21 protein-coding genes and 1 tRNA gene are annotated in these 23,988 nt (G+C 67.3%); 6 read left to right on the top strand and 16 right to left on the bottom strand.

Annotated features, from left to right (window positions below):
• Positions 1–119: 119 nt before the first annotated feature.
• Both AC1RNC_RS01175 and AC1RNC_RS01170 read left to right on the top strand, forming a co-directional pair.
• Positions 120–683, top strand: coding sequence for an HdeD family acid-resistance protein (locus tag AC1RNC_RS01175; RefSeq protein WP_492883017.1), 564 nt, complete (start codon positions 120–122; stop codon positions 681–683).
• A 306-nt stretch (positions 684–989) separates the two neighbouring features.
• Positions 990–1,796: a prepilin peptidase gene (locus AC1RNC_RS01170; RefSeq protein ID WP_492883015.1), complete on the top strand. Its 807-nt coding sequence runs from the start codon at positions 990–992 to the stop codon at positions 1,794–1,796.
• On the opposite strand, the gene gspN is transcribed toward AC1RNC_RS01170, so the two are convergent.
• The 15 genes from gspN to AC1RNC_RS01095 all read right to left on the bottom strand — a co-directional run bounded on the left by gspN (position 1,764) and on the right by AC1RNC_RS01095 (position 17,174).
• Complete coding sequence (gene gspN / locus AC1RNC_RS01165) at positions 1,764–2,519, bottom strand: type II secretion system protein N (RefSeq protein ID WP_492883013.1); 756 nt, start codon at positions 2,517–2,519, stop codon at positions 1,764–1,766. The two genes, AC1RNC_RS01170 and gspN, sit on opposite strands and share 33 nt — an antisense overlap.
• Complete coding sequence (locus AC1RNC_RS01160; protein ID WP_492883011.1) at positions 2,516–2,998, bottom strand: type II secretion system protein M; 483 nt, start codon at positions 2,996–2,998, stop codon at positions 2,516–2,518. Before AC1RNC_RS01160 ends, gspN begins: the two co-directional genes overlap by 4 nt.
• On the bottom strand, positions 2,995–4,080 hold the full coding sequence (gene gspL, locus AC1RNC_RS01155; protein WP_492883009.1) for a type II secretion system protein GspL: 1,086 nt from the start codon (positions 4,078–4,080) through the stop codon (positions 2,995–2,997). Before gspL ends, AC1RNC_RS01160 begins: the two co-directional genes overlap by 4 nt.
• Complete coding sequence (gspK, locus tag AC1RNC_RS01150; protein ID WP_492883007.1) at positions 4,077–5,051, bottom strand: type II secretion system minor pseudopilin GspK; 975 nt, start codon at positions 5,049–5,051, stop codon at positions 4,077–4,079. The genes gspL and gspK overlap by 4 nt, the downstream gene beginning before the upstream one ends.
• Complete coding sequence (gene gspJ, locus AC1RNC_RS01145; RefSeq protein WP_492835376.1) at positions 5,048–5,644, bottom strand: type II secretion system minor pseudopilin GspJ; 597 nt, start codon at positions 5,642–5,644, stop codon at positions 5,048–5,050. Before gspJ ends, gspK begins: the two co-directional genes overlap by 4 nt.
• Positions 5,641–6,024, bottom strand: a complete 384-nt coding sequence (gene gspI / locus AC1RNC_RS01140; protein WP_492883005.1) for a type II secretion system minor pseudopilin GspI — start codon at positions 6,022–6,024, stop codon at positions 5,641–5,643. The genes gspJ and gspI overlap by 4 nt, the downstream gene beginning before the upstream one ends.
• A complete protein-coding gene (locus AC1RNC_RS01135) occupies positions 5,993–6,484 on the bottom strand; it encodes a GspH/FimT family pseudopilin (RefSeq protein ID WP_492835380.1) in 492 nt (163 codons plus the stop codon). The genes gspI and AC1RNC_RS01135 overlap by 32 nt, the downstream gene beginning before the upstream one ends.
• A complete protein-coding gene (gene gspG / locus AC1RNC_RS01130; RefSeq protein WP_492883002.1) occupies positions 6,468–6,920 on the bottom strand; it encodes a type II secretion system major pseudopilin GspG in 453 nt (150 codons plus the stop codon). Before gspG ends, AC1RNC_RS01135 begins: the two co-directional genes overlap by 17 nt.
• Before the next feature lie 11 nt (positions 6,921–6,931).
• Positions 6,932–8,143 (bottom strand): type II secretion system inner membrane protein GspF, encoded by a 1,212-nt coding sequence (gspF, locus tag AC1RNC_RS01125; protein ID WP_492883001.1) that lies wholly within the window; start codon positions 8,141–8,143, stop codon positions 6,932–6,934.
• Positions 8,130–9,602, bottom strand: coding sequence for a type II secretion system ATPase GspE (gene gspE, locus AC1RNC_RS01120; protein ID WP_492882999.1), 1,473 nt, complete (start codon positions 9,600–9,602; stop codon positions 8,130–8,132). Before gspE ends, gspF begins: the two co-directional genes overlap by 14 nt.
• Positions 9,599–11,680, bottom strand: a complete 2,082-nt coding sequence (gene gspD, locus AC1RNC_RS01115) for a type II secretion system secretin GspD (RefSeq protein ID WP_492882997.1) — start codon at positions 11,678–11,680, stop codon at positions 9,599–9,601. Before gspD ends, gspE begins: the two co-directional genes overlap by 4 nt.
• Complete coding sequence (locus AC1RNC_RS01110) at positions 11,677–12,051, bottom strand: type II secretion system protein N (RefSeq protein ID WP_492882995.1); 375 nt, start codon at positions 12,049–12,051, stop codon at positions 11,677–11,679. The genes gspD and AC1RNC_RS01110 overlap by 4 nt, the downstream gene beginning before the upstream one ends.
• Positions 12,052–12,283: 232 nt before the next feature.
• Positions 12,284–14,920, bottom strand: a complete 2,637-nt coding sequence (locus AC1RNC_RS01105; protein ID WP_492882994.1) for a TonB-dependent receptor domain-containing protein — start codon at positions 14,918–14,920, stop codon at positions 12,284–12,286.
• A gap of 83 nt (positions 14,921–15,003) precedes the next feature.
• Positions 15,004–16,548: a beta-helix domain-containing protein gene (locus AC1RNC_RS01100; RefSeq protein WP_492882992.1), complete on the bottom strand. Its 1,545-nt coding sequence runs from the start codon at positions 16,546–16,548 to the stop codon at positions 15,004–15,006.
• 536 nt (positions 16,549–17,084) lie between these two features.
• Positions 17,085–17,174 (bottom strand) — tRNA-Ser (locus AC1RNC_RS01095).
• A gap of 153 nt (positions 17,175–17,327) precedes the next feature.
• Between AC1RNC_RS01095 and msrA the strand changes: the two genes are divergently transcribed.
• Together msrA and AC1RNC_RS01085 are read left to right on the top strand one after the other, a co-directional pair.
• Entirely contained in the window at positions 17,328–17,981 is a 654-nt protein-coding gene (gene msrA / locus AC1RNC_RS01090) for a peptide-methionine (S)-S-oxide reductase MsrA (protein ID WP_492882990.1), read from the top strand.
• Positions 17,981–18,331: an MmcQ/YjbR family DNA-binding protein gene (locus AC1RNC_RS01085; RefSeq protein ID WP_492882988.1), complete on the top strand. Its 351-nt coding sequence runs from the start codon at positions 17,981–17,983 to the stop codon at positions 18,329–18,331. The genes msrA and AC1RNC_RS01085 overlap by 1 nt, the downstream gene beginning before the upstream one ends.
• On the opposite strand, the gene AC1RNC_RS01080 is transcribed toward AC1RNC_RS01085, so the two are convergent.
• Positions 18,297–18,971, bottom strand: coding sequence for a TetR/AcrR family transcriptional regulator (locus AC1RNC_RS01080; RefSeq protein WP_492882986.1), 675 nt, complete (start codon positions 18,969–18,971; stop codon positions 18,297–18,299). The genes AC1RNC_RS01085 and AC1RNC_RS01080 overlap by 35 nt on opposite strands.
• A gap of 368 nt (positions 18,972–19,339) precedes the next feature.
• Between AC1RNC_RS01080 and AC1RNC_RS01075 the strand changes: the two genes are divergently transcribed.
• Both AC1RNC_RS01075 and AC1RNC_RS01070 read left to right on the top strand, forming a co-directional pair.
• Positions 19,340–21,829 (top strand): TonB-dependent receptor, encoded by a 2,490-nt coding sequence (locus AC1RNC_RS01075; RefSeq protein ID WP_492882984.1) that lies wholly within the window; start codon positions 19,340–19,342, stop codon positions 21,827–21,829.
• A gap of 144 nt (positions 21,830–21,973) precedes the next feature.
• Entirely contained in the window at positions 21,974–23,845 is a 1,872-nt protein-coding gene (locus tag AC1RNC_RS01070; protein WP_492882982.1) for a glycoside hydrolase family 2 protein, read from the top strand.
• Positions 23,846–23,988 lie beyond the last annotated feature (143 nt).

Genomic DNA, 23,988 nt, shown 5'->3' with positions numbered 1-23,988 from the left:
CGGTCGCGTGCGGCGCGCACTCTGGGGCCTCGGATGGATCCCGGTCGGGGTCGGCGCATCCGTCGGCTTGGAAGCCTTAGGCGCCGCGGCCGCAGTGCATGATCAAGAGGAGCAAAGCCATGACGACCCCGCATTTCGAAAGTCCCTTTGGTGTTCAAATCCGAAAAGGGGCCAACCACCTGATGTGGCTCGGCGGCGCGCTGCTGGCGATCGGCGTCGCGGCGCTGGTGTTCCCCGTCCTTTCGACCCTGGTGGCCACCGTCTTCGTGGGCTGGCTGGTCATGATCTTCGGCCTGACGACGCTGTTCGCGTCCTTCTCGATCCGCGCGGCCGGCCCGTTCTTCGGCGCGCTCCTGAGTTCGCTCCTGTCGATCGCGGGCGGCGTCTTCATCCTGATGCGCCCGGATGTCGGCGCGCTTGGCCTCACCATCTGCCTTGGCGCGCTGTTCATGGTCCAGGGCGCGTTCGAGATGATGCTGGCGGTCCAGCTGCGCCCCGCGAAGGGCTGGGTTTGGATGCTGGTGTCGGCCCTGACGAGCATCCTTCTGTCGCTCGCCATCGTCTCGGGCCTGCCCGGAACCTCGCTGATCTCGCTGGGCGTGATCATCGGCTTCAACTTCATCAGTACGGGCATCGCCTACATGTTCCTCGGCGGGACCGTGAAGCACGAGGTCAAGGCCTAGCGTCCTCTAGATGTTTGACTCGAGGGCCGCGGAGTTCCCGTGGCCTTCGAGAAGGCGTCCGAGCTTGATTTTATTGACGGTTCCGGGCTTTCGAGGGTGAGCACCGTGGAGCGTTTTGTGGAGTACTCCGTGGAGCGATTACTATCACCTCCGCGCTCTGGAGGTGATATGGAACACTGCCTTGTCCGGGGGGCGCGAAGCCGATCAGGCGCCACGGGTAGAGTAGACGCCTCCTTTCAGAAAATTCTTAGATTTTGCAATGCTGCGGGCGCTCCCTCGAAATGAGGTACAAGGCAAGCTAGATCATTGAGTTCATGCTCTGGGTCTAGCGGCCAACGCGAGTTTTACCTCTTGACCATAAAAGACTTCCCGGGCGTTGCGACCTTGGTTCTTGGCCCCTTCTTCGGCAGCTTCATCGGCCTGCTGAGCCTTCGTCTTCCGGCGGGACGAGCCTGGGTCGCCTCGCGGTCCGCCTGCTCCGCTTGCCATCGCCCCTTGGGCGTCACCGACCTCGCGCCGCTCTTCAGCTACCTTGCGCTCCGGGGCCGTTGTCGAACCTGCGGAGCCGCCATACCGGTGCGCTATCCGCTGTTCGAGGTCGGCTGCCTGCTGATCGCGGTTTGGAGCTTCGCGACCCAGACCGGCTGGCTCATTCCCGCCACGGCCCTGCTGGGCTGGCAGCTTCTGCTGATCGCGGTGATCGACGCCGAACACCTCTGGCTGCCGGACCTCCTGACCCTGCCGCTTGGCCTGGCCGGCGCCGTGGTGACGATCGCGCTGACCGACGCCCCCTACTGGGCGCCGCTGGCGGGCGCGGCGGTCGGCTATGGCGTGCTTGGCCTGATCGCCTGGCTCTACAAGCGGACGCGCGGACGCGACGGCCTCGGCGGCGGCGATCCGCGCCTGCTGGGCGCGATCGGCGCCTGGGTCGGCTGGCAGGGCCTGGCCTCGGTCCTCGTCTGGGCCAGTCTGGCGGGACTGAGCGTGGCGGCGGCGATGCTGATCACCCGACGCCGACTGGCGGAGGACAAGAAGCTGCCGTTCGGGACCTTCCTGGCGATCGGCGCCTGGCTGACCTGGTTATGGGGCCCGCTTCACACCTTGCTTCGCTGAGCTCTTGGGTGGTCCGAACAGCCACCCGTCGATCGTGCGCCGGACACCCGAGGCGTCGCGGGTGAAGCCGGTGGCCATCAGTCCCTGGAGCATGTCGGGATCGGTGGTGGCGACCGCCAGTTCCAGCTGAAACCCGCCCGCGCCGTTGACGCGCGAGGTCAGATTCAGCGTCGAGCCCGGCGCCTGGCCGACGAGGGCCACCGTCCACGCTTCTCCCCGGCATACGGGCGTTCCCTTGAGCGCGCTTCCCCGCAATGGCCCCTCGCTTGTCAGCCTCACGCGGACCTCGCCGCCGGCCTTGGCGCAGCGTCCCTCGCGGAACACGGCGGCGGCGTCCTGGAAGGCGATGTCGCCGGCCACCGGCAAGCCGATCGCGGTCAGGTCGACTGGCGTCAGCAGGGTCAAGTGGTCGACGCCCCTGTCGCGTCCGGCCAACAAGAGCTTGGCCTTCTGGTCCGACCCGGCCTTGTCCTGCCTTAGGCTCAGCTTGACACCGCCGCCCAGCAGCGCCAGCGGGTCCAGCCCCGCGCGCCAGCTGCCCAGCGGCGCGCCGACCACGGTCAGGTCCCGGAGCCGTCCGCTCCAGACCGTGCCACTAACCGCCGAGACACCGGCCAGGCTCGAACCGACCAGATCGGAGACCAGCAGACGCATCGGCGTCAGCACCGCCGTCATCACCAGGGTGAGGATCACCAGAAGGGCGATCAGGGCGCGGTTGCTCATCGGGACGCCTTCGCGAAGGTGATTTCAGCTTCCACCGCGCCGTTGTCGAGGCGCGACGCGGTGAAGTCGGTCACCGCCACGCCGCCGTCGCGCTCCAGCGACGCCAACCACGGCAGCAGCGCCCTGGCGTCGATCGTGGAGACCCAGATGGTGAAGCGGCCGTTGGCGTCCTGACGTCGGCGGGCGATCGACACCCCAACCTTGCCGGCGGCGGCCTCGACCAGGCTCTGCGCCGTGCCCTCGCGCGACGTCGTCGCCGAGGCGGGACGCGCCGACGCCCAGGAGCGAAGCTCCCCCAGCCGGGTCGAGGCCAGTTCGACCCGCTCGCGCGACGACTTCGACAGGCTCTTGAGAGGCATGGCCACGCCGTACCAACCGATCACGGCCAGCAGCACGACGCTCATGAGGCCGAGCATCACCCGTTCGCGAGGCGAGCGCGACAGCCACCACTGAACAGCGGCTTCCATGCGACCGTTCATGGCTGTCTCCTGATGACCAGATCGCTGGTGATCCGCCCGCCCTCGGCGACGGTGCTCTGCTCGGTCAACTCCAGGCGCAGGCGCTTGGCCGCGGCGCGCAGCTGGTCCATGTCCGAGGCGTTGACGTAGTCGATCGTCGACCGGATCACGCCCTCCTCGCCGTAGACCAGGCTGTCCAACCGTACGCCCGGCGTCGACTGGATCATGGTGAAGTAGACCGCGACGAGATCGCTGAACCCACCGCCGCCTCGCGCCGCCGCCAGGCGCGACAGCGCATAACCCGCCGCGTTCTCGTAGCGCGCCGCCTGCGGGACCAGCGACACCGCCAGGGCCGTGGCCCGCTTTTCCATCGCCTGAGCGGTCAGCACGTCATGGATGATCTGGGTCGCCAGCACGATCAGCGGCGAGATCACCAGCGCCGCCGCCAGGATCGCCAGACGACGCGGCCCCGGCGCCGTGGTCTGGTCGCGGCGACCGAACCGGCCTTGCAACAAGTTGATCCGCGGCGCTCGGGCCCCGGCCGCCAGCCATCGGTCCAGGTCCGCGGCCGGGATCAGCCGGTGCGGTCGGTTCTCGATCAACAGCGCGGCGAGGTCGGGCTCCACAGTCATGGCGCCGCCCGGCTCGCGAAGCGCCATTCGCTCGCCCAGCTCGGCCACCACCAGCTCGCCGTCCTGACCGTCGGGCAGCAGCAGATAGTCGGGGAGGGCCGCCACCGCCGTGGCGCCCCGCGCCGCCGCCAGCTCGAGCCAGGCCTGCAGTTTCTCGCGCGCCGTCCAAACCACTAGCGTGCGGCCGTCCGCATCGACGTCGCCGACGGCGATGTGCAGGTCGCCGCCGCCCAGCGCCACCTCGTCCTCGAGGCGGAAGGCGACGGCGGACCGCGCCTGCGCGGGGCTTCCGGTCGGCAGGTCCATCCACCGCGCCGTCGTCTCCGCGCCGGGCACGACCAGCGTGACCGGCCCGTCGAGGCCTTCGTCGGGCGCCAGCGTCCACCGGCTGACGCCGCCGCCGGTGACGTCTAGCACTTCGAGCGGCGCGTCCGGCTCGGGCGGCATGAACAGAAGTCGCGTTGAGGTCATTCGTCGGCGGTCCAACGTCGCGCGACCAGGACGACATCCTTGGTGGCGCGGGCTTCGAAGAGGGAGGTCATGAACACCGGCATGTCCGCGAAGACGACCTGGCTGTCCAAGGCGAAGAAGAGGGTGCGGAAGCGCACCTGGTTGCGCACCTCGTCACCGGGCGGATTGGCCAGCAGGGCCTGCTGCCCCCAGAAGGCCTGGGCGTCGGACCAGCCGTTCGCGGGGCGCGCGTCCAGCACCTGACGCGCCGCGCCACGGTCGATGCGCCCTTCGGTGAGGGCCGTCAGCAGCACCGCGCGCTCGGGCGACAGGGTGTTGAGGTTGATCGGCGAAAGGTCGGTCGTCGGCAGCGCGCAGACATAGGGCCGGATGGCGGCGTAGACCGCCGGGGTGAAGCCGCGGATGGCGCGCAGCTCGCTGACCTCGGCCAGAGGTCCGCCAGCGGTCCGATAGGGCTGGGGCAGCCTGGCGTAGCCGGGATCCTCGGCGTCGGCGTCGCCGACGTCGTTGCTATCCATCCACTCGGCCAGGCCCTCGGCCAGTTGCTGACCGCCGCCGACCCCCAGCTGGGTCAGCAGGGTCGCGAACTGCCGTACCCCCAGCTCGCGGCGGCGGAACGGCTCGCCCTGATTGGCCACCACCACGCTGTTGAGGTTGAAGCACCCCGTGGCGTCGGTGAGCCGGGCCTGCATCTGGCCCTGCTCGATCGGGAACGAGATCGCCCGCCCGTTCCAGCCGCCTTCCAGCGTGGTCTTGTTCTGGTCGCGGTCCAGCAGTTGAAGAATACGCGCGCGCGCCAGTTGCTCGGACCCGAGGGCGTACCAGTGGGCCTGGTCGGAGATACGGGCGTTGAAGGCGCGTCGCGTTCCGAACCGGATATCGTCGAGCACGCCGACGGCGATGACCGAGATGACCGCCACCAGCAGCAACACGGTCAGGAGCGCCGCGCCCTCTTCGTGCGCGCGCTTCATCGCCCTTCCCCCGAGGTCAGGAACAGCTGGTCGATCTCGCCCAGGTCCTCCAGCTTCATGTCCAGACGCACGGCGACCGGGATATCGCCGGTGGGATCGCCGCGCCAGCCGTCACGCCAGACGCCATCCAGGAGGTAAGACGAGCGGATGCTCTCGACGCCCGTCAGCATCACCTGCGCCGGGCCCAGGCGGGCGCCGTCCAGGGCCGGCCGCGCGCGGCGCTCCAACCGCCCTTCGACCAGCCGATATTCGACATATTGCATCGACGCGCGCGGCGCGAGATCGGGGTTCTCGTAGCCGCGGCGCGTGAGCGCCAGCAGGGGCCCGTCCACGACATAGGGGTTGACGCCGGCGAAGGCGGTCAGGGCCGGCTGCCCGTCCTCGCCGCGCGTCCGGCGCGTGGCGGCCTGGGACAGATCGGCCTTGAGGATGGCCCGTGTCCGCTGCAGTTCGGCGTAGCGTTCGACGTGGTTTCGCACCCGCGTCTGGTTCGTCAGGGTCGAACTCATCACGGCCACGCCCGCGGCCGTGATCAGCGCGAAGATGAACAGCGCCACCATCATCTCGATCAGGGTGAACCCATTGGCCTTCATGGCAGGGCCCTGAACACGGTCGCGGCCGCCGCTGGCCGGCGCGAGCGCGGCGTGGTGACCAGGATGTCGACCCTCAGGATCTTGGGATCGGCCGTGCGGCTGACGCCGCGCGTCCACAGCCAGGTCCGTCCGGCGGCCTGCTCGGCCCCGGCCGTGCGGCCCAGCGCCGGGGGCGTGGCGCTGGTCACCGCCTCGATCGCCCGGTTGTCCAGCACGACCTCGGCCACGATCCGGTCCTCCAGTTGCTGACCGGCGCGGGTGTTCTCCCCCGCCAGGTTCAGCAGGGCCAATACGGCGATGCCGAAGATCGCCAGGGCGACCAGCAGCTCGATCAGGGTGAACCCCGCCTCAGAGCGCGCGCGCGGCATTGACGGCAACATTTCCGGCGATGTCGACGCTGACCACATAGTCGTCCGCGCCGCCGCGCCCCAGGGTGAATTCCGCGCCGCTGGCCTGACCGGTCGGTTCGAAGACCACGACGGGTTCGCCAGCGCTTGCCGCCACATGGGTGTCGGGCTCCCAGACCATCGGCGAGAACGGCGCCTTGTCCAGCGCGCGCCAGTCGCGCCCGTCGCGGATGTCGAAGCGGTACTCGGTGGAGGACACGCTCACGCGGACCTGACGATTGACCAGCAGCGACTCCTCGCGCGCCCGCAGCAGACGGGCGGCGAAGCGTTCGCTCTCCCGCGCCAGCGACAGCTGGCCGTTCGGAAGGGTCAGGATCACCGCGGTGGCCAGCAGCCCCACGATGACCAGGACGACCATCATCTCGACCAGGGTGAAGCCGGACCGCGCGGCGCGCGGCGTCAGGGCTCGCGCGGGGCTAGCTCCAATTGCCAATGTCGGCGTCCTTGCCTTCCCCGCCCTCGCGGCCGTCCGCGCCGAACGAGAACACATCGATCGCCCCGTGCGCGCCCGGCGCGCGGTACTGGTAGGGATTGCCCCACGGGTCCTTGGGCAGGCGGCGGATGTAGCCGCCCTCGCGATAGCGGTCGACCTGGTTCAGGCCGGGCGGCGGCGTGACCAGCGACTCCAGGCCCTGCTCGTTGGTCGGGAAGGCGAAGTTGTCGAGGCGATAGGCCTCCAGCGCCTGTTCCAGCACCGCCACGTCGGCGCGCGCCTTGCCCTTCATGGCCTTGTCCTGGCTGGGCAGCACATTGATCGCGACCACGGTGGCGAGGATGCCCAGGATGACGATGACGACCATCATCTCCACCAGGGTGAAGCCGGCTTGTCGCGCCCGGCGACGGTTCTTCTGTTGATCGGGGTTCGGCATGGCTGCGCCTCCTACTTCAAGGCCAGGGTGTTGATCTGGAGGATGGGGAGCAAGATCGACAGCACGATCATGGCCACCACGCCCCCCAGGACGACGATGATCGCCGGCTCCAGCAAGCTCAGGAGCGTGGAGGTGAAGGTGTCAAACTCCCGCTCCAGATAGTCGGCGGCCCGCATCAGCATGGCCTCCACCCGCCCGCTGGCCTCGCCGCTGGCGGTCATGTAGACGAGCACCGGCGGAAAGACCTCGGCGCGGCGCATGGACGTCGACAGGGCTCCACCCTCACGGATCGCCGCGACCATGCCGTCCATGGCTTCCCGCAGGACGGCGTTGCGCACCGTGCCGGCCGTGAGCATCAGCCCTTCCAACAGCGGCAGACCGCTGGCGATCATGGTGGCCAGAGTGCGGGCCAGGCGCGCGGCGTGCACGTCGCGGATCAGCTTGCCCAGCAGCGGCGTCGCCAGAAGGGTCCGGTCCACCGCCAGCTTGAAGGGACGATGACGCAGGCCGCGCAGGAAGGCCGCCACGGCGGCGATCGCGAGCAACGCGATCAGCCAGCCGAAATGTGCTAGTCCGTTCGACACGGCGATGACGATGCGGGTCAGCAGCGGCAGGGTTTGCCCCATGGAGTCGAACTGCTCGACCACCTTGGGGATCACGAAGATCATCAGGGCGGCGACCACCAGACAGGCCACCACGGCCAGGACGATGGGATAGACCAGGGCCGTCGTGACCTTGGACTGCACTTTCTGTTGCTGTTCGAGCAGGTCGGCCAGACGCTCCAGGATCGTCGGCAGGGCGCCGGAGGTCTCGCCGGCCGCGACCATGGCCCGATAGAGCGGCGGGAACGCCTTGGGGGGACGCGACAGGGCGTCGGACAGGCGGTGGCCCTCCAGGACGCCGCCATGCACCTGGCCGATGATCTGCCGCAGCTTCGGCTTGTCGGCCTGGGCGGCCAGGGTCCGTAGCGCCTCTTCCAGGGTCGAGACCGTGGTCAGCGTCGCCAGCTGACGCGTGAACATCGAGCGGTCCTTGGCGCTCAGGCCCGCGCCGAACCCCACGGCCAAGCGATCGGCGGGCTTGGCGGTGACGCGCGCGATCCGGACCAGCGCCAGACGGCGCCGCTCCAGCTGGACGACCGCCTCGGCCTCGTCGCTGGCGCGAACCCGCCCTTCGCGGGTGCGTCCGGCCAGGTCCATCGCGACATAGTCAAACGTCGCCATCGCGCGCCCCCGCCCCCGTGATCCGCAAGGCCTCCTCGACGGTGGTCAGGCCGTCCAGGATGTAGCGGCGGGCTTCCTCGCCCAGGGTCGCGCCCAGCCCGGCGGCGGTGATCTCCTGCTCGCTGGCGTTCTGGCCGATCAGCCGGCGCAATCGATCATCGACGCGGATGGCCTCGTAGAGGCCGAGCCGCCCCTGATAGCCGGTGTGGCCGCAATGGGCGCAGCCGACCGCTCGATAGTGAATCTGGCCCGGCGCGATCCCGGCCAGGGCGGCGGCGGACGGGTCGGCGGGCTCCGGCGCGCGGCAATGCTCGCAGAGGCGGCGCACCAGGCGCTGGGCGATGATCAGGCGCAGGGTCGAGGCCAGCAGGAACGGTTCGACGCCCATGTCCCGCAAGCGCACGACCGCGCCGGCGGCGTCGTTGGTGTGGACCGTCGACAGCACCAGGTGGCCGGTGAGGCTGGCCTGGACCGCGATTTGGGCGGTCTCGGAATCGCGGATTTCGCCGACCATGATCACGTCCGGGTCCTGGCGGAGAATAGCGCGCAGGCCGGCGGCGAAGGTCATGCCGACCTTGGTGTTGACCTGGGTCTGGCCAATGCCGTGCACGGCATATTCGACCGGGTCCTCGATGGTCAGGATGTTGCGGCTGTTGTCGTTCAGCACCGCCAGGGCCGCATACAGCGTGGTGGTCTTGCCCGAGCCCGTCGGGCCCGTGACCAGGATGATGCCATGCGGCTCGCGCACGGCGCCGTTCAGCGCGCTGAGCACCCCCGGCGACATGCCCAGGTCCGTCAGACGCAGGCCGGCTTGATCCTTGTCCAGGATCCGCATGACCACCCGCTCACCCATGCGGGCCGGCAGGGTCGAGACGCGGACGTCCAGGCTCTTGCCGCCCAAGGCGAGCGAGATCCGCCCGTCCTGCGGCAGGCGCTTCTCGGCGATGTCCAGCTTGGCCATGACCTTGACCCGCGACACCAGCATGGCGGCGATCCGCGGCGACAGGCTGAGCACCTCGCGCAGCACGCCGTCGATGCGCAGCCGCACGATCAGCGCGTGCTCGAAGGGCTCGATGTGGATGTCCGAGGCCCCCAGTCGGACCGCCTCGGCGATCAAGCCGTTGATCAGCCGAATGATCGGCGCGTCGTCCTGCGGATCCAGAAGGTCCGCCGCCGCCGGGATATCCTCGAGCAGCGAGTTCAGCCCGCCCTCGAGGTTCAGGCTGTCGGCGCTGGACGCCGAGGCCAGACCCGCGCCGGCATAGACCTCCGAGAATTTCCGATCGAAAGCGGGCGCCGCCATCACCTCGACGGACAGCGGCACGCCGACCGACCGGCGCACCTCGATCAGCGCCGTCGGGTCATAGCCCGCCCGAACGCCGACGAGCGCCCGCTCGCCCAGCGACAGCAAGACCACGCCATTGCGCTTGGCGAAGCCGTAGGCGAGCATCGGCGTCATCGCGGCGGCGTCGCGGGCGAGGCCGGCGGCGTCGCGACGGGACGCGCGGCGTTGAGGTAGTCGCGCATGACCGCGTCCAGCGAATTGTCGCCATCCGGCGCGGTCATCGGCGGCAAGGAACGCATGTAGTCGTAGCGCGGCGCGGTGACGTTGCGAGCGTCGTCGATGGTGCGGATGATGCGCGGCCGGATGAAGACCATCAGGTTGGTCTTGCCCCGCTCGCGGGCGGTGCTGCGGAACAGCGCGCCGACACCCGGGATGTCGCCCAGGATCGGCGTTCGCTGGACCGACGAGGTGTCCTTCTGGTCCAGCAGGCCGCCCAGCACGACGATATCACCGTCATCGACCAGGGCCGTGGTCTCGATCTCGCGCTTGTTGATCACCAGCTCGGTCGAGCCGACGGACACGGGTCCCGCGACACTGGAGACCTCCTGGCGCAGGAACAGGGTGATGCCGCCGCCCGCGTTGATCTGCGGCTTGACCTCCAGCTGAACGCCGACGTTCTGGCGCTGGATCGTGCGGAAGGGATTGGAGTTGTTGGCGCCCAGCACCTCGCCGGTGGTGATCGGCACTTCCTGACCCACCAGGATCCGGGCCTCCTCGTTGTCCAGCGTCATGATCGACGGCGTCGACAGGACGTTGGAGCCGGCGTCCTTCTTCACGGCGTTGATGATCCCCGCGAACAGCACGTCGCCGCTGCGGCCATAGATCCCCGAGGTGACGCCCGAGGCCGTCAGCAGCGAGCTGACCGCCGCGTCGCGCAGGGAGGTCAGGCCTTGCGAGTCGCCCGTCTTGGAACCCGCCCCGGCCCCGGCGGCCACGAGCGGCAGCAGGCTGGGCGAGGCGTTGGTGTAGTTGGTGGCCACGAACGGCACGGTGCCGTTGGCTCCGCCCAGCAGGAACTGGACGCCCAGCTGCTTGGCGGTGTTGTCCGACACCTCGACGACGATGGCCTCGACCAGGACCTGCTCGCGACGGATGTCGAGCTGGCGGATGACCTCGGCCAGGGTGCGCTGGGTCTCGGGCGGGGCGTTGATGATCAGGGCGTTGGCGCCCGGATAGCGCGCGACGCTGACCTGCTTGCCGGTCGCGCTGCTGGCCGCCGGGACGGCGCCGACGATGGGCGCGGAGGCGTTGGAACTCCCCGTCGCGCCGGTCGATCCGGAGGCGCGCGACGCGCCCAGGGTGCGCGACGAAATGCCGGGGGAGACACCGCTGGTCTGGCCCACCAACTGCTGCAGCACTGGCAGCATCTGTTCGGCGTTGGCGTGGCGCAGGAAGACGACGCGTACATCGTCGCTGGACTCCGCGCGTCGGTCCAGATCGGCGATGATCGGCAGCAGGCGCTGGACCGCGTCGGCGTCGCCGCGCAGCAGCACCGAGTTGCTGCTCTCGACCGGGACCACGGATACCGCGCCGCGACCGCCCTTGCCGTCCGCGCCGGGCGTCGCCAGCACGTCGTTGATCACCTGGGCGATCTCGCGCGCCGAGCTGTTGGTCAGGGTGACGGTGTGGACCGCCGCGCGGTCCTGGTCCACCTGGGCCAGCAGCCCGCGAATCCGGCGGACGTTGTCGGCGTAGTCGGCGACCACGACGGCCTGGCCGCGCGGATTGGCCACCACCTGCCCCTGCGGACCGACCAGAGGCTTGAGCATCTCGACCGCGCTGGCAGCGTCTATCGTCCGTAGACGAAAGACTTCGGTCGCGAACTGGCCGCCGGCGGCGGCGGGCTGGCGCGCGGCGTTGTCGGCGGGCTCGACTCGATAGGTCCCCGCGCCGGCCGGCGTCGCCACCAGACCGTTGGCGCGCAAGGTCGCCAGGAACACCTCGAACAGTTCGCGGCGGCTCAGGGCGCCGTTGCTGGAGACCGACACCGTGCCCTTGACGCGCGGATCGATCAGCAGCGTCGTCCCCGTCGACTTGGCGATGTCCTGGATGAACACCCGGATGTCGGCGTCCTGGACATTCAGCACCTGGGTCTGGGCGCGGACGGGCGTCGTCGGCGCGACGGCGCAGCCCAGGGCCAAGGCTGCGGCGATAGCCAGAAGCGAGGTTCGCTGGCGATGGACCTTGGTCATGGGTTTCCCGGGAACGAAAGGGTGATGCGCGCCCCGCCACGGGACAGTTCGATATGGTCGGCGGCGACCGCGGCCAGGGTCAGTCCGTCGGCCACGGGGTCGCCCACGGCATACGATTTCTGGACGCCGTCGGGTCCGGCGATGATGGCGGAGCCGCCGCCGACGCCGCCGGCGCGCACGCCAAACAGGCGGAAGCTCGCCTGGGCCGGCGAAGCGCCGGGCGCGCCTTGCGCGCCGAACGCGTCGAAGCTGGCCAGGACGCCGAGGTCGGTGGGAGGACGCGACACGACGGGACGAGCCTTCAAGGCGCCGCTGGGGACAGCCACCGTCCACACCAGCCGCGAGGACTGGACCGCCAGCCCAAGAACCATCGCGATCTCCAGCGCCAGGATGATCCTGGGTCCCGACGAACGGACAAGTTCAGTGAGATTCAATGGAGCCCGCCAACTGGTCGTCTATAGCAAGGCGGAGTAACGCTGCTGCGCCGCAGATCTGCGACAGTTGAATGACAGTCTCGTGACAAACGCTCCTCGTGCGGACTATTCGAGGAGGTGAAAGACCTGTCGCAAACGGGGGAGAGGCTGGCCTCTCCCCCTACGCGTGCTAGAACTTGGCCGAGGCGCTGATCGTGAACGTGCGACCCAGGTCGTAGGTGTTCACGTCCAGGCGATTGCCGGCGGCCTTTTGCGACTCTTCATGCTTTTCGCCAGTCAGGTTGCGCGCTTCGAACTTCAGTTCGACCTCGCGGCCCAACAGCTCCAGCCCCTGGCGCGCGATGAAATCGACGCGCACGCCGGGATACTCGATGATGTCCGGTTGACCGCTGTTGACGAGACCGCGGCTGACAACCCGCTTGCTGGCGTAGTTGATCAGCAGGGTCTGCTGCGACAGGCGACCGGTGTCCTCGAGCCCGAACTGGAGGTTGGCGACGTGGTCGGACTGACCGGTGAGCGGCGCGCCGTCACGGAAGAAGTCCGTGGCCTTGGTCGAGCTCGAGGCGAAGGCCGCGACGGAGTCGTTGGCGCCCACCTTCAGTTCGGACTTGGTGTAGGTGTAGTTGGCGATCGTCACGAGGCGGCGGCTGGCCCAGAAGCCACCCTTCCAATCCGAAAGGTCGAAGTACTTCTGCGCTTCGAATTCGGCGCCGTAGAGGCTGGCTTCCGGAGCGTTCGCGAAGCTGGTCGTGAAGTCGTCGCCCGAGACGTAGGTCTCGATCGGCTTCTTGATCTTCTTGTAGAAGCCCGCGGCCGAAATGCGCTGGTCGGCCGCGAAGTACCACTCGTAGCGGCCTTCGAAGTTGGTCAGTTCACTGTCGACCAGCAGCGGATTGCCGCGATAGGTGCGGTTGTTCTCGGGGTCGAAATAGAACTGGTAGATCAGCTCCCGGAACTGCGGGCGGGCGATCGTCTTCGACGCGCTGGCGCGGATCTGGGTGTCCGGCTTGACGTGCCAGGTGACCGTCGCCGCCGGCAGCCAGTAGTTTTCGTCGAGGCTCGTCGCCGCCAGCGAGGCGCCCGGCGTCTTGAACACCTGGCTCGGCGCGACCTTTTCGCGAGCCTTTTCGTAGCGAACGCCGGCGTCGAATTCCCACGCGTTGAAAAGCGTTCCGTTCAGCTTGCCGTAGAACGCATGGTTCTGCAGCAGGGCGCGGAAGGCGGGGTTGCCTTCGTTGCTTTCGATGAGGTTGATGTTGAAGGCGTTGATCACGCCCGGCGCCAGCAGCAGGTCGGGACGCAGCATGTCCACGCCGCGCGGCAGGTCGTTCGGCGCCTGGAACTGGAAGTCGCGTCGCGAGCTGTCACGGTCGGTGTGCAGATAGGCGTAGCCGACGGTGCCGCTGAAACCCGGAGCAAACTTGTAGGAGGCGTCGACGCCGCCCGACCACAGGTTTTCGTTGAGGTCGGAATAGGCGACCGTGGCGTCGCCGCCGTTACCGTTGTTCAGGCGGTTGATATAGTACTGGCCGAAGGGATCGGCCGCGGCGTTGGTCCGCACGTATTCGAAGGTCAGCTCGCTCGGCGCCTTGCGCTTGGTGTTCGCATAGCTCAGGCGCGTGTCAACATCGAGCTTCGGCGTCACCTTGAATTCGCCGACGAACTGCGTGTTGAACAGCTCGCGTTCGAACCACGCGGTCCTCTGCTGCATGAAGTCGGCGGTCGTGCCGTGACGATTGCCGACGCCCAGGCTGGCGTTCTTTATGGTGTCGTGGACGTAGAGATTGGTCCAGCGAACCTTGTTGTCGCCGAAGCTGGCGGCCACGCCGACCAGGCCGTTGACGACGATGCGGTTGTCCGTCGTGACCCGGCGGAAATCGCTTTCCTTGTCCTGCAGATTGGCTTGCAGCGAGTTCTGGTTGATGGCCTCGCGTGACGACCACTTGTTGCTGTAGCCGACGGTGGCGATCAGCCCCAGGTCCATCGAGTTCAGGTCGAACGGCTTGGCCGCCGTGATGTCGGCCGTGAAGTTGGCCGGCAGGTGGTTCCAGGTCTGGAGCACCGCATTGCGGCCGTTCACCAGCTGGCCGGCGATCGGCTTGGTGTCGACCTTGCCGGAGCTGATGCGCTCGCCGCTCTTGAAGAACGCCGCCAGAGCCGACGGAGTGTCGCGATTGCCGTTGTCGTAGCCCGTCCAGTCGGTCTTGCTGCCGTAGTACGAATAGCCGAGCTGATTGGTGGTTTCGGTATCGGCCGAAACCGAACCGCCGATGCTGACGAAGCCTTCCGCCGGGATCGACTTGGTCGTGAGGTTGATCACGCCGCCGCCGAACTCACCGGGGAAATTGACCGAATAGCTCTTCTGGACCATCGACGAGGCGATGATCCGGCTCGGGAACAGGTCCATCGGAACCACCCGCTTCAGGGGCTCCGGGCTGGGCAGCTGCGAACCGTTCAGCAGCGCCAGCGAATAGCGGTCGCCCAGACCGCGGACATAGACATAGCCATTGCCGACTAGGCTCAGACCGGTCACGCGGCTCAGGGCGCCGGCGATGTTGCCTTCGCCCGTGCGGGCGATTTCGGCCGCCGACAGGACCGAGACGACCTGCGAACCGGTTCGCACGACGTTGCCCGTGCGGCTGGCGGTGATCACCACCGAGTCGACCATCCCCGGGATGGATACTTCAGGCTGCTCTTGCTGGGTCTCGCTTGGAGTCGTCGAAGGCGCGGCTTGGGCCAGGACCATCGACGGTATCGAGAGCGCAGTCGAAAGCAGCAACAGAGACGTAAGCCGCCGCGTCATCATTATCCGATCCCCTCGGAAATTCGTTTATGAAAAGAGGGGGCAGCCGCTTTCCGGCCGCCCCCTCCGTCACGATCAGACCGCGATCAGGTCGTCGGCAGCGAGGTGCAGCTCGTGTTGGACGAACCGAGGTTGGCCGCGCTGCTGTTGCAGGTCCAGCCGCTGTACCAGGTGTCGTTGCTGTCCTTCACCGCGCCGATGTTGCTCGGCTTGGCGAAGAAGGCGCCCAGGCCCGTCGCGTCGAAGGCCGCGACCGCCAGCTCGCTGGCGCCGTTGATGAAGGCGCTCAGCGTCGAGGTGAAGGCGTCGTTGTTGTTGTTGGCGCCCGAGCCGAACTGCGTCGAGGTGGTCGTGGCGTTGTAGCTGCCGGTGCCCAGGTACTTGGTGGCGTTGCAGCTCATGACGACCGAACGGGCGGTCAGCGTGGCCGGCGTCGCGCCCGAGCCGTTGAGGCGGATACACTCGTTGTTCGGCGTGTAGATGACGCTGTTGGCCAGGGTCACGTCCGAGTTGCCGCGGATCAGGATCGAGGCTTGGTCGTTGGCTTCGCTGTTGCTGCTGAGCTGGCGCTGGATCATCGTGAAGTTCGAGATCTTCAGCGTCTGGCGCGGCAGGTCCGACTCGAAGCCGTTGCTGTCGATTTCCATCAGGGCGTCGCCCGCGCCGTCGCGCTGGATCAGCAGGCCGTACTGGAAGTTGCCGGTGATGCCGGTGTCGGCGTCCAGGCTGTCGTCGTCGGCGCCGACGGCGACATAATACTTCATGTTGACGTTGCCGCCGAAGAATTCAGCGCCGTCGTCCGAGCTGTTGTAGCTCATGATGTGGTCGAGGACCGTGCCGCTGCCGACGCCTTCGGTGGTCAGCGACTGCAGTTCCTTGTCGGCGCCCAGGACGTATCCCGAGTAGCGAATCTGGACATACGACATCGCGCCGCTGTTGTCGGCGTTGTCGTTGCCGCCGAACAGGGCCGGGTCGGCCGCGCCTTCGGTTTGGCGTTCGCAGGTGTTGGCCGTCGTCGAGCCGGTGGTGCAGTCCGTCACCTTCGCGCGGCCCAGCAGCACAACGCCGCCCCATTGGCCTTGCGAGGTTTCGGTGTTCAGGCCCAGCACGTTGTCGCGGCTGGTGAAGATGATCGGCTTGGTGGCGGTGCCGACGGCGTTGATCTTGTTGCCGCGATTGACGGCCAGCCAAGACACGCCCGTACCGCCGTACAGGATGACGCCCGGCTCGATCGTCAGGGTGACGTTGGTGTCCGCCGAGGTCTTGGTGAAGCCGCCGTCCGTGCCGACGTCAACGCGCCCGCCCAGCTGATAGAGGAGACCCGAGATCTTCGGCAGGGTGACCGACTTGTTGAAGCGCGCCGGCAGCGTGCACACGCGCCAGGTGCCCGTCGGGCCCGTGATGGTGCCGTCGTCCTTGAGGCCCTGCGGATCGCTGATGGTCGGGCAGCCCGACGCGGCGGTCACCTTGCCGGCGTTCGGATCGGTCGGGGTGGTCGGCGTCGTCGGGGTGGACGGGTTGTTGATCGTGACGTTGCCGCCAGTGCCGGGCGAAGAGATATCATCCGAACCGCAGCCGGCGAGCGCGAGCGCGCTGCAGCTCACGATAAAGAGGTTCTTGTACAGCTTCACGGGAGTCCCCTTGATTTCCATGTCGCCGCGAACACTGCCGCCCGCGCCTTGGAAACCTTACTAGGCGGCGACTGTGACACTTTTTTTCAAACCGGGCCCGCCAGTGGCTGGTCCAGCCAGCCGCTCGCATGTTCGCCAGCCGAAGGCGAGACTGGCAGGAGGCGCGCGATCCATCGTTGCCGCGCTCTCAGGCAGGCCACAGCGCGATGCGGGGCGGCGCCTCTGGACCTGGGCGAGTCTAAGATCAAGAACGGCGCCCAGCGGGGCGCTGGCGCTCGGCTATGCCTAGAGCTTTTGTCGAACAGGCGATCGAATCCTCCACGCTCCCCGCCGCTTCACGCGGTTTGGCGCGCGTGGATGAATTGGGCCTATGCGTTCAACTTAATCGCGAAGATCTGGCACGATTGGATGAGGAGTGCAGAGCGGCCGGCGCAACACGCCGACGCGGGCTAAGATCTTGCGTTCGCGGCAGATTGAACGGCGCGATTCCCAACACTAAAATAGCTTAATAAATTCAATATTATAGCTGGAGCCGGTGGCGGTGAGAGAGGGATTCGAACCCTCGATAGAGTTTCCCCTATACACGCGTTCCAGGCGTGCGCCTTCAACCACTCGGCCACCTCACCAGCGCACGACGAGTCGGGGGTGGTTGAGACCCCCGGCGCGGGAAGGCGCGCAATATACTCAGGGACCGACAGGTAGCAAGCGCGTTCCCGGATGAAACCGGCGACACGAGCGTTTATATCGAGGCGCAGGAATTCCCGCCCCGAAAGGCCGCCATGCTGTCGTCCGCCAAGACCCTCGATATGCCCTCCGCCGACACGGCCCTACCGGGGCGCCCGGAGCCGATCCCGACGGCGGAGACGCACTTCATCAACGGCCATCCGCTGAAGGGTCCCTATCCGGACGGCCTGGAGACGACGGTCCTGGCCATGGGCTGCTTCTGGGGCGTCGAGCGGGTGTTCTGGGGGATCCCGGGCGTCCATGTGACCGCCGCCGGCTATGCGGCCGGGATCACGCCGAACCCGACCTATGAAGAGGTCTGCACCGGCCGCACCGGGCATACCGAGGTCGTCCTGGTGGTGTTCGACCCGAGGGTCGTCACCTATGAGACGCTGCTGAAGACCTTCTGGGAGAATCACGACCCGACTCAGGGCATGCGCCAGGGCGGCGACATCGGCACGCAGTACCGCTCGGGTCTCTATGTGACCAACGACGCCCAGGCCGCCGCGGCCGTGGAGTCGAAGGAAGCCTATCAGCAGGCCCTGTCGGCCAAGGGCCTGGGCGACATCACGACCGAGATCGCCGTCGCTGGCCCGTTCTATTTCGCCGAGGACTATCACCAGCAGTACCTAGCCAAGAACCCGGACGGCTATTGCGGCATCGGCGGCACGGGCGTGGTCTGCCCGATCGGCGTGGGCGTTTCGGCCTGATGACCCCGGAAGCGTTCGACAAGGCGTGCCTGGCGCTGCCGGGCGCCACGCTCTCGATCCAGTGGGGGAACGACCACGTCTTCAAGGTGGGCGGCAAGATGTTCGCCGTCCGCGGCGAGGGTGTCACCCTGGGCGGCGGGATATCCTTCAAGGCCTCGGACGTGGCGTTCGAGGTGTTGACCGAGACCGGCCGCGCGAGACCCGCGCCTTACCTGGCCCGCGCGCGGTGGGTGCACTTTCCGGAGTTGCCCGCGCTGGACGCCGACGAGGTGGCCGACTGGCTCAGGACCGCCCACGGCCTGATCGCCGCCAGGCTCACCCGCAAGCTTCGGGCGGAGCTAGGGCTTTAGGACCAGCCAGGCCCTTCATGGCCAAGACCTCGATGGCCTCCAGCAGGCGCTGGTTGGTCAGACCCGGCGTTCCCGGCGCCCACTTGGTCAGCCAGATCAGCATGCCCACCATCAGCTGCACCACCAGGGCCGGCTCGCACGGCGCGATGGTGCCGTCGACCATACCCTCCTCCAGGAAGCGCTCCAGCCGCCGGGACAGCCGCCCGGTCCAGGCCTCGATCGCCTGGCGCTGGTCCTGGTCCAGATAGGAGCTGTCGCCGAAATAGAGCTGCGGCCCATTGTCGACGGCGTCGTCCAGCAAGGCGCTCAGAAAACGCCGCAGCTTGCACAGGCCCGTGCCGCCGTCGGCGTCCACCTTGACCAGGATGGTCTCGAACCGTTCCAGCGACCGCTGGTGGCCGGCATAGGCCAGGGCCTGCTTGTTGGGGAAGTAGTAGTAGAGCGCCGCGTCCTTGAGATCGAGGGCGGCGGCGATGTCGGTCATCGTGGCCGCCGCGAAGCCCTTGGCGTTGATGATCTCGATGGCCGCGCGAAGAATCGCCTCGCGCTTCTTCACTGACTTCTGGCTCTGCGCCATCGGCCTGACATCGTCCCCATGACTCCGGGGCGTCAGGACCAGAGGGTCTCCGCCCTTAGCCAACCGCTGTCTCTCCTCCGTTCGGCGGGCGCGATTCTTCCGTCGCGCGATTACCGATGCCGCTGAGCATCACCCGAACGCGTTCTGCTGCAAACCGAAAATTCTAACTTGCGCTAGAATATCGAGGTCATATTAAAATCAGCGTCAGTTGCGGACGGATGCAAGCCGTTCGCGCTGGGGCGGAAACATGACGCAAAGCGTCTTCATCCTAGGCCAAGGGCTCGTGACCGCTCTCTGCGGTTCGCGCGGTCGGCCAGGATCGCCCTTCCCTCACGTCAACACGCCCGCCCTTCCCCAAAATAAACCCGCGATTGCTCGAGGCGGGATGGGAAGAGACGCGGCCGATAATAAAGAAAAACAGGGAGTTCGTTATGAGAAACGTCCATTTGCTGGGGGTCTCGGCCCTCGCGCTCGCCATCGCCGCGCCCGCCTACGCGCAAACCACCCAGGCTGACAGCAACTCGATTTCGGAAATCGTCGTCACCGCCACCAAGCGGGAACAAACCCTGCAGGACGTGCCGATCTCGGTCGCCGTCACGGGTCAGCAAACCATCGAACGCGCCCAGGTGCGTGACCTGATCGACCTGCAGTCGGTCGTTCCGTCACTGAAGGTCCAGCAATTCAACGCCGCGGGCCAGACCAACTTCGTCATCCGCGGCTTCGGCAACGGCAACGGCAACGACGGCATCGAAAGCTCGGTCGGCATCTTCATCGACGGCGTCTATCGCAGCCGCTCCGCCGCCGCCCTGGACGACCTGCCCGAGATCGAGCGCGTCGAAGTTCTGCGCGGCCCGCAATCGACGCTGTTCGGCAAGAACGTCTCGGCCGGCGCGATCAGCATCGTGACCAAGAAGCCGCAGTTCGACTTCGGCGCTAAGGTCGAGGGCACCTACGGCAACTACAACACCCGCCAGATCAAAGGCACGGTCACCGGCCCGCTCAGCGAGACCGTGGCGGTCCGCCTGTCGGGCAGCCTGAACAAGCGCGACGGCTACTTCACCAACCTGACCACCGGCGCCGACGTCAATGACCGCGACCGCTGGTCGATCCGCGGCGACCTGCTGTGGGAGCCGACCGACAAGACCTCGTTCCGCGTCATCGCCGACTACAACAAGATCAACGAGACCTGCTGCGGCGTGACCTCGATCTTCAACGGCCCGGCCACCCTGGCCATCGGCGGCCTGCTGAAAAAGCCGATCAGCGACACCACCAAGATCTTCGACCGCGACGTCATCTTCAACACCGACCCGGCGAACAAGCTGTCGGGCAAGGGCGTCTCGGGCCAGCTCGACCATGACCTCGGCTTCGCCAAGCTGACCGCGATCACGGCCTATCGGAACCAGAAGAACGCCTCGTTCCAGGACATCGACTTCACCGGCGCGGACATCTCCAACAACCGCACGGCCAACACCATCAAGACCTTCACCCAGGAAGTGCGCCTGGCGTCGAGCGGCGACGGCCCGTTCAACTGGCTGATCGGCGGCTTCTATCAGAATGAGAAGCTGGATACCGGCCGCACCGTCACCTACGGCAACGACATCCGCGCGTTCGCCGACGCGCTGTCGGGCGTCGTCAACACGGCCACCCTGCCGGCCGCGATCCGCCCCGCCCTGACCGGCCGATCGAACCTTTACACCCTGGAGTTCCTGCAGAGCCTGGTGACGCCGTCGATCAAGCCCGGCTTGACCTACTTCCAGCCCGGCCAAGGCATCGACGACTACTACAAGATGAAGCAGGAGTCGTACTCGCTGTTCAGCCAGTTCGACTACAAGGTCACCGAGAAGCTGACCCTGACCGGCGGCCTCGCCTACATGAACGACACCAAGAAGGCCCGCTCGAACGTCGTCCTGAACGACCCGTTCTCTTCGCTGAACCTGCAAAACGTTCCGCAGTTCGCCGCCCTCGGCCTTCCGGTGAACGCCTTCGGCGCCCTGGGCGCCCTGCAGTTCTTCTATGGCAACGACCCGACCCACGGCCCGGTCAACTATCCGAACGCCACCGAGTCCGGCCAATTGAAGGGCGACAAGGTCACCTACGCCGTTCGCGCGGCCTATGACTTCGGCGCGATCAACGCCTACGCCAGCTACTCCACGGGCTGGAAGGCCGGCGCCTTCAACCTGTCGTCGGACAGCCGTCCGCCGAACGCCAACGGCGTGGGCCGCACCGCCCAGCCGGAAAACGTCGACGTCTACGAACTGGGCGTAAAGGCCAGCTTCCCGGGCGGCTACGCCAACATCGCGGCCTTCAAGCAGTCGATCAAAGGCTTCCAGTCGAACGCCTTCACCGGCCTCGGCTACAGCCTGGTCAACGCCGGTGAGGAGTCGGTGAAGGGCTTCGAGGTCGACAGCGCCTGGCGTCCGGTCCAATGGCTGAACCTGGCCGCTTCGGTCACCTATCTCGATCCGAAGTACGACAGCTTCTCCGGCGCGGCCTGCGTGACCTTCGACACCGTTCGCTGCCCGGTCGACCCGGCCACCGGCCGTCGTCCGAACTTCCGCAACCTGACGGGCGACACCCCTGCGGGCATCTCGAAGTGGTCGTTCTCGACCTCGGCGACGATCAACCACGACATCACCGAGAACTGGCAGGGCTATGCGCGCGTGGAATACGACCACAGCAGCAAGGTCCAGCTGACGGAAACCGTGTCGCCGACCCTGGCCAGCTACGGCACCGACATCGTCAACGCCAGCATCGGCGTCGTCCAAACCGCCGGCCAACTGGAGGTGGGCCTGTGGGCCCGCAACCTGACCAACGACAAAAGCCTGATCTCGGCCTTCCCGACGGTGGCTCAGGACGGCAGCTACAGCGGCTATCCGAACGCGCCGCGCACCTACGGCCTGACGGTTCGCAAGAGCTTCTAAGCCGATCTGACGAGGGCGGCCCGGCCTCACGGCTGGGCCGCCCTTTTCCTATACAAAGTGGCCTGACCACCTTTCCTTGCGCCCTGGCCACGGGGCATGCTTCAACCTCTGCGACAAAGCCGAACGGCTGCTGGAGGACGCGCAATGGGAACGGGATTGAAGGCCATGATCGGCGCGGCGTGCGCCCTGGCCGTGCTGGCCCCGCTGGGCGCATCGGCCTTGTCCCCCACTCTGACCCGGGCCGACAACCGCGACGGCCAGGATCTCTCGGGGACCTGGCATTACTCGGTCGATCCGTATCGCGACGGCCTGGCCGGCTTCCACCGCGGCGCGCCCGGCGAGGGCCATCGCCGCTATGACGACGTCGATGTCGACGCCGTGACCAAGGCCAGGCCCAACGCCCTCTACGAATACGACATGGACCGCTCGCCAACGGCCACCCTGCCCCAGGGTTGGGTCGGGCACGATCCGAGCCTGCGCTACTACCAGGGCCTGATGTGGTACGAGCGGCGCTTCGACGCCCCGGTCCTGAAACCCGGCCAGCGCGCCTTCCTGCGCTTCGAGGCGGTCAATTACACCGCCAAGGTGTTCCTCAACGGCAAGAGCGTCGGCGAGCACGAAGGCGGCTTCACGCCGTTCTCGCTGGAGGTCACCGAGACCCTGCGCGCCAGCAACAACCAGCTGACGGTCGGCGTCGATTCCACGCCCCTGGCCGACGGCGTGCCGCCACCGGTCACCGACTGGGAGAACTATGGCGGGATCACCCGGCCGATGCGCCTGGTCATCACCCCCGGTACCTTCGTCGACGAAGCCTGGGTGCGCCTGACCAGGGACGGCAGGATCGCCGCCACCGTGAAGCTGGACGGCGCGCAAGCCGCCAACCAGGAGGTGCATGTCCGCGTCCCGGAGCTGGGCCTGGATATTTCCGGCAAGACCGACGCCGGCGGCGTCCTCAACGCCTCGTCCGCCGCGCCCAAAAGCCTGGTCCGCTGGTCGCCCGAGAAGCCCAAGCTGTACGACGTCGTCGTCCAGGCCGGCGAGGACCGGCTGACCGACCGGGTCGGCCTGCGCACCATCGAGACCAAGGGCGGCCAGATCCTGCTCAACGGCAAGCCGATCTTCCTGCGCGGCATCTCGGTCCACGAGGAGGAGTTCGGCGACAACCCCGCCCGCACCATTACCGAGGCCGGCGCCCGCGCCCTGCTGGCCGAGGTCAAGGAGGGCCTGCACGGCAACTTCGTCCGCCTGGCCCATTATCCGCACAGCGAGATCACCACCCGCGTCGCCGACGAGATGGGCCTGCTGGTCTGGAGCGAGATCCCCGTCTATTGGCTGGTCGACTTCGGCAATCCGCGCACCCTGGCGCTGGCCAGAGGGATGCTGGCCGACAACATCCGCCGCGATCGCAACCGCGCCTCGATCATCATGTGGAGCGTGGCCAACGAGACGCCGATCACCGAGCCGCGCAACACCTTCCTCTATCAACTGGTCGACGACGTCCGGGCGCTGGACGACAGCCGCCTGGTCACCGCCGCCCTGCTGACGGCGCGCAAGACCAACGACGGCCCCAATGGCAAACAAGTCGAGATGGGCCTCAACGACCCGCTGGCCGACAAGCTCGATGTGCTGGCCGCCAACACCTACAATGGCTGGTACAGCGACGACACGCTCGACAGCCTGCCCGCCATGACCTGGAAGGCCACCGACAAGCCGATGGTGTTCTCCGAATTCGGCGCCGACGCCCTGTCAGGCTTCAGCGATCCTGCGCTGATGCGCAAGTTCTCCGAGGACTTCCAGAAGAGGTACTACGAGAAGACCCTGGCCATGGCCGCCAAGGTCCCGACCCTGGCCGGCATGTCGCCCTGGATCCTCAAGGACTTCCGCAGCCCCAGGCGCCAGCATCCGATCTATCAGCAGGGCTGGAACCGCAAGGGCCTGGTCTCGCCGACCGGGCGGCGCAAGCCGGCGTTCTTCGTGCTGCGGGACTTCTACAGGCAGAAGGAAGCAGAGAGGTAGAGCCAGACGGGCGGACGGCCATACTCAGGTATAAGTGCGACAGACCAACGCAGGTCCCGGCCAAGCCTTCGTTGAATGGTCCCCAAAGCGGGGATGAAGAACACTGATCGTCGAAACACGGAGCCCCTCTCCCCCCGGGGCGC

Source organism: Caulobacter sp. GW822-FHT01G02, assembly GCF_058802865.1.
The sequence above is the reverse complement of the archived record's forward strand: the minus strand, read 5'-3'. Positions and strand labels throughout refer to the sequence as shown.

What these genes read in the sequence shown, in the direction of transcription:
- AC1RNC_RS01175 (WP_492883017.1), top strand. Translation starts at nt 120, where the DNA reads ATGACGACCCCGCATTTCGAAAGTCCCTTTGGTGTTCAAATCCGAAAA.
- gspN (WP_492883013.1), bottom strand. Translation starts at nt 2,519, where the DNA reads ATGAGCAACCGCGCCCTGATCGCCCTTCTGGTGATCCTCACCCTGGTG.
- AC1RNC_RS01160 (WP_492883011.1), bottom strand. Translation starts at nt 2,998, where the DNA reads ATGAACGGTCGCATGGAAGCCGCTGTTCAGTGGTGGCTGTCGCGCTCG.
- gspL (WP_492883009.1), bottom strand. Translation starts at nt 4,080, where the DNA reads ATGACCTCAACGCGACTTCTGTTCATGCCGCCCGAGCCGGACGCGCCG.
- gspK (WP_492883007.1), bottom strand. Translation starts at nt 5,051, where the DNA reads ATGAAGCGCGCGCACGAAGAGGGCGCGGCGCTCCTGACCGTGTTGCTG.
- gspJ (WP_492835376.1), bottom strand. Translation starts at nt 5,644, where the DNA reads ATGAAGGCCAATGGGTTCACCCTGATCGAGATGATGGTGGCGCTGTTC.
- gspI (WP_492883005.1), bottom strand. Translation starts at nt 6,024, where the DNA reads ATGTTGCCGTCAATGCCGCGCGCGCGCTCTGAGGCGGGGTTCACCCTG.
- gspG (WP_492883002.1), bottom strand. Translation starts at nt 6,920, where the DNA reads ATGCCGAACCCCGATCAACAGAAGAACCGTCGCCGGGCGCGACAAGCC.
- gspF (WP_492883001.1), bottom strand. Translation starts at nt 8,143, where the DNA reads ATGGCGACGTTTGACTATGTCGCGATGGACCTGGCCGGACGCACCCGC.
- gspE (WP_492882999.1), bottom strand. Translation starts at nt 9,602, where the DNA reads ATGACGCCGATGCTCGCCTACGGCTTCGCCAAGCGCAATGGCGTGGTC.
- gspD (WP_492882997.1), bottom strand. Translation starts at nt 11,680, where the DNA reads ATGACCAAGGTCCATCGCCAGCGAACCTCGCTTCTGGCTATCGCCGCA.
- AC1RNC_RS01110 (WP_492882995.1), bottom strand. Translation starts at nt 12,051, where the DNA reads ATGGTTCTTGGGCTGGCGGTCCAGTCCTCGCGGCTGGTGTGGACGGTG.
- AC1RNC_RS01105 (WP_492882994.1), bottom strand. Translation starts at nt 14,920, where the DNA reads ATGATGACGCGGCGGCTTACGTCTCTGTTGCTGCTTTCGACTGCGCTC.
- msrA (WP_492882990.1), top strand. Translation starts at nt 17,328, where the DNA reads ATGCTGTCGTCCGCCAAGACCCTCGATATGCCCTCCGCCGACACGGCC.
- AC1RNC_RS01085 (WP_492882988.1), top strand. Translation starts at nt 17,981, where the DNA reads ATGACCCCGGAAGCGTTCGACAAGGCGTGCCTGGCGCTGCCGGGCGCC.
- AC1RNC_RS01075 (WP_492882984.1), top strand. Translation starts at nt 19,340, where the DNA reads ATGAGAAACGTCCATTTGCTGGGGGTCTCGGCCCTCGCGCTCGCCATC.
- AC1RNC_RS01070 (WP_492882982.1), top strand. Translation starts at nt 21,974, where the DNA reads ATGGGAACGGGATTGAAGGCCATGATCGGCGCGGCGTGCGCCCTGGCC.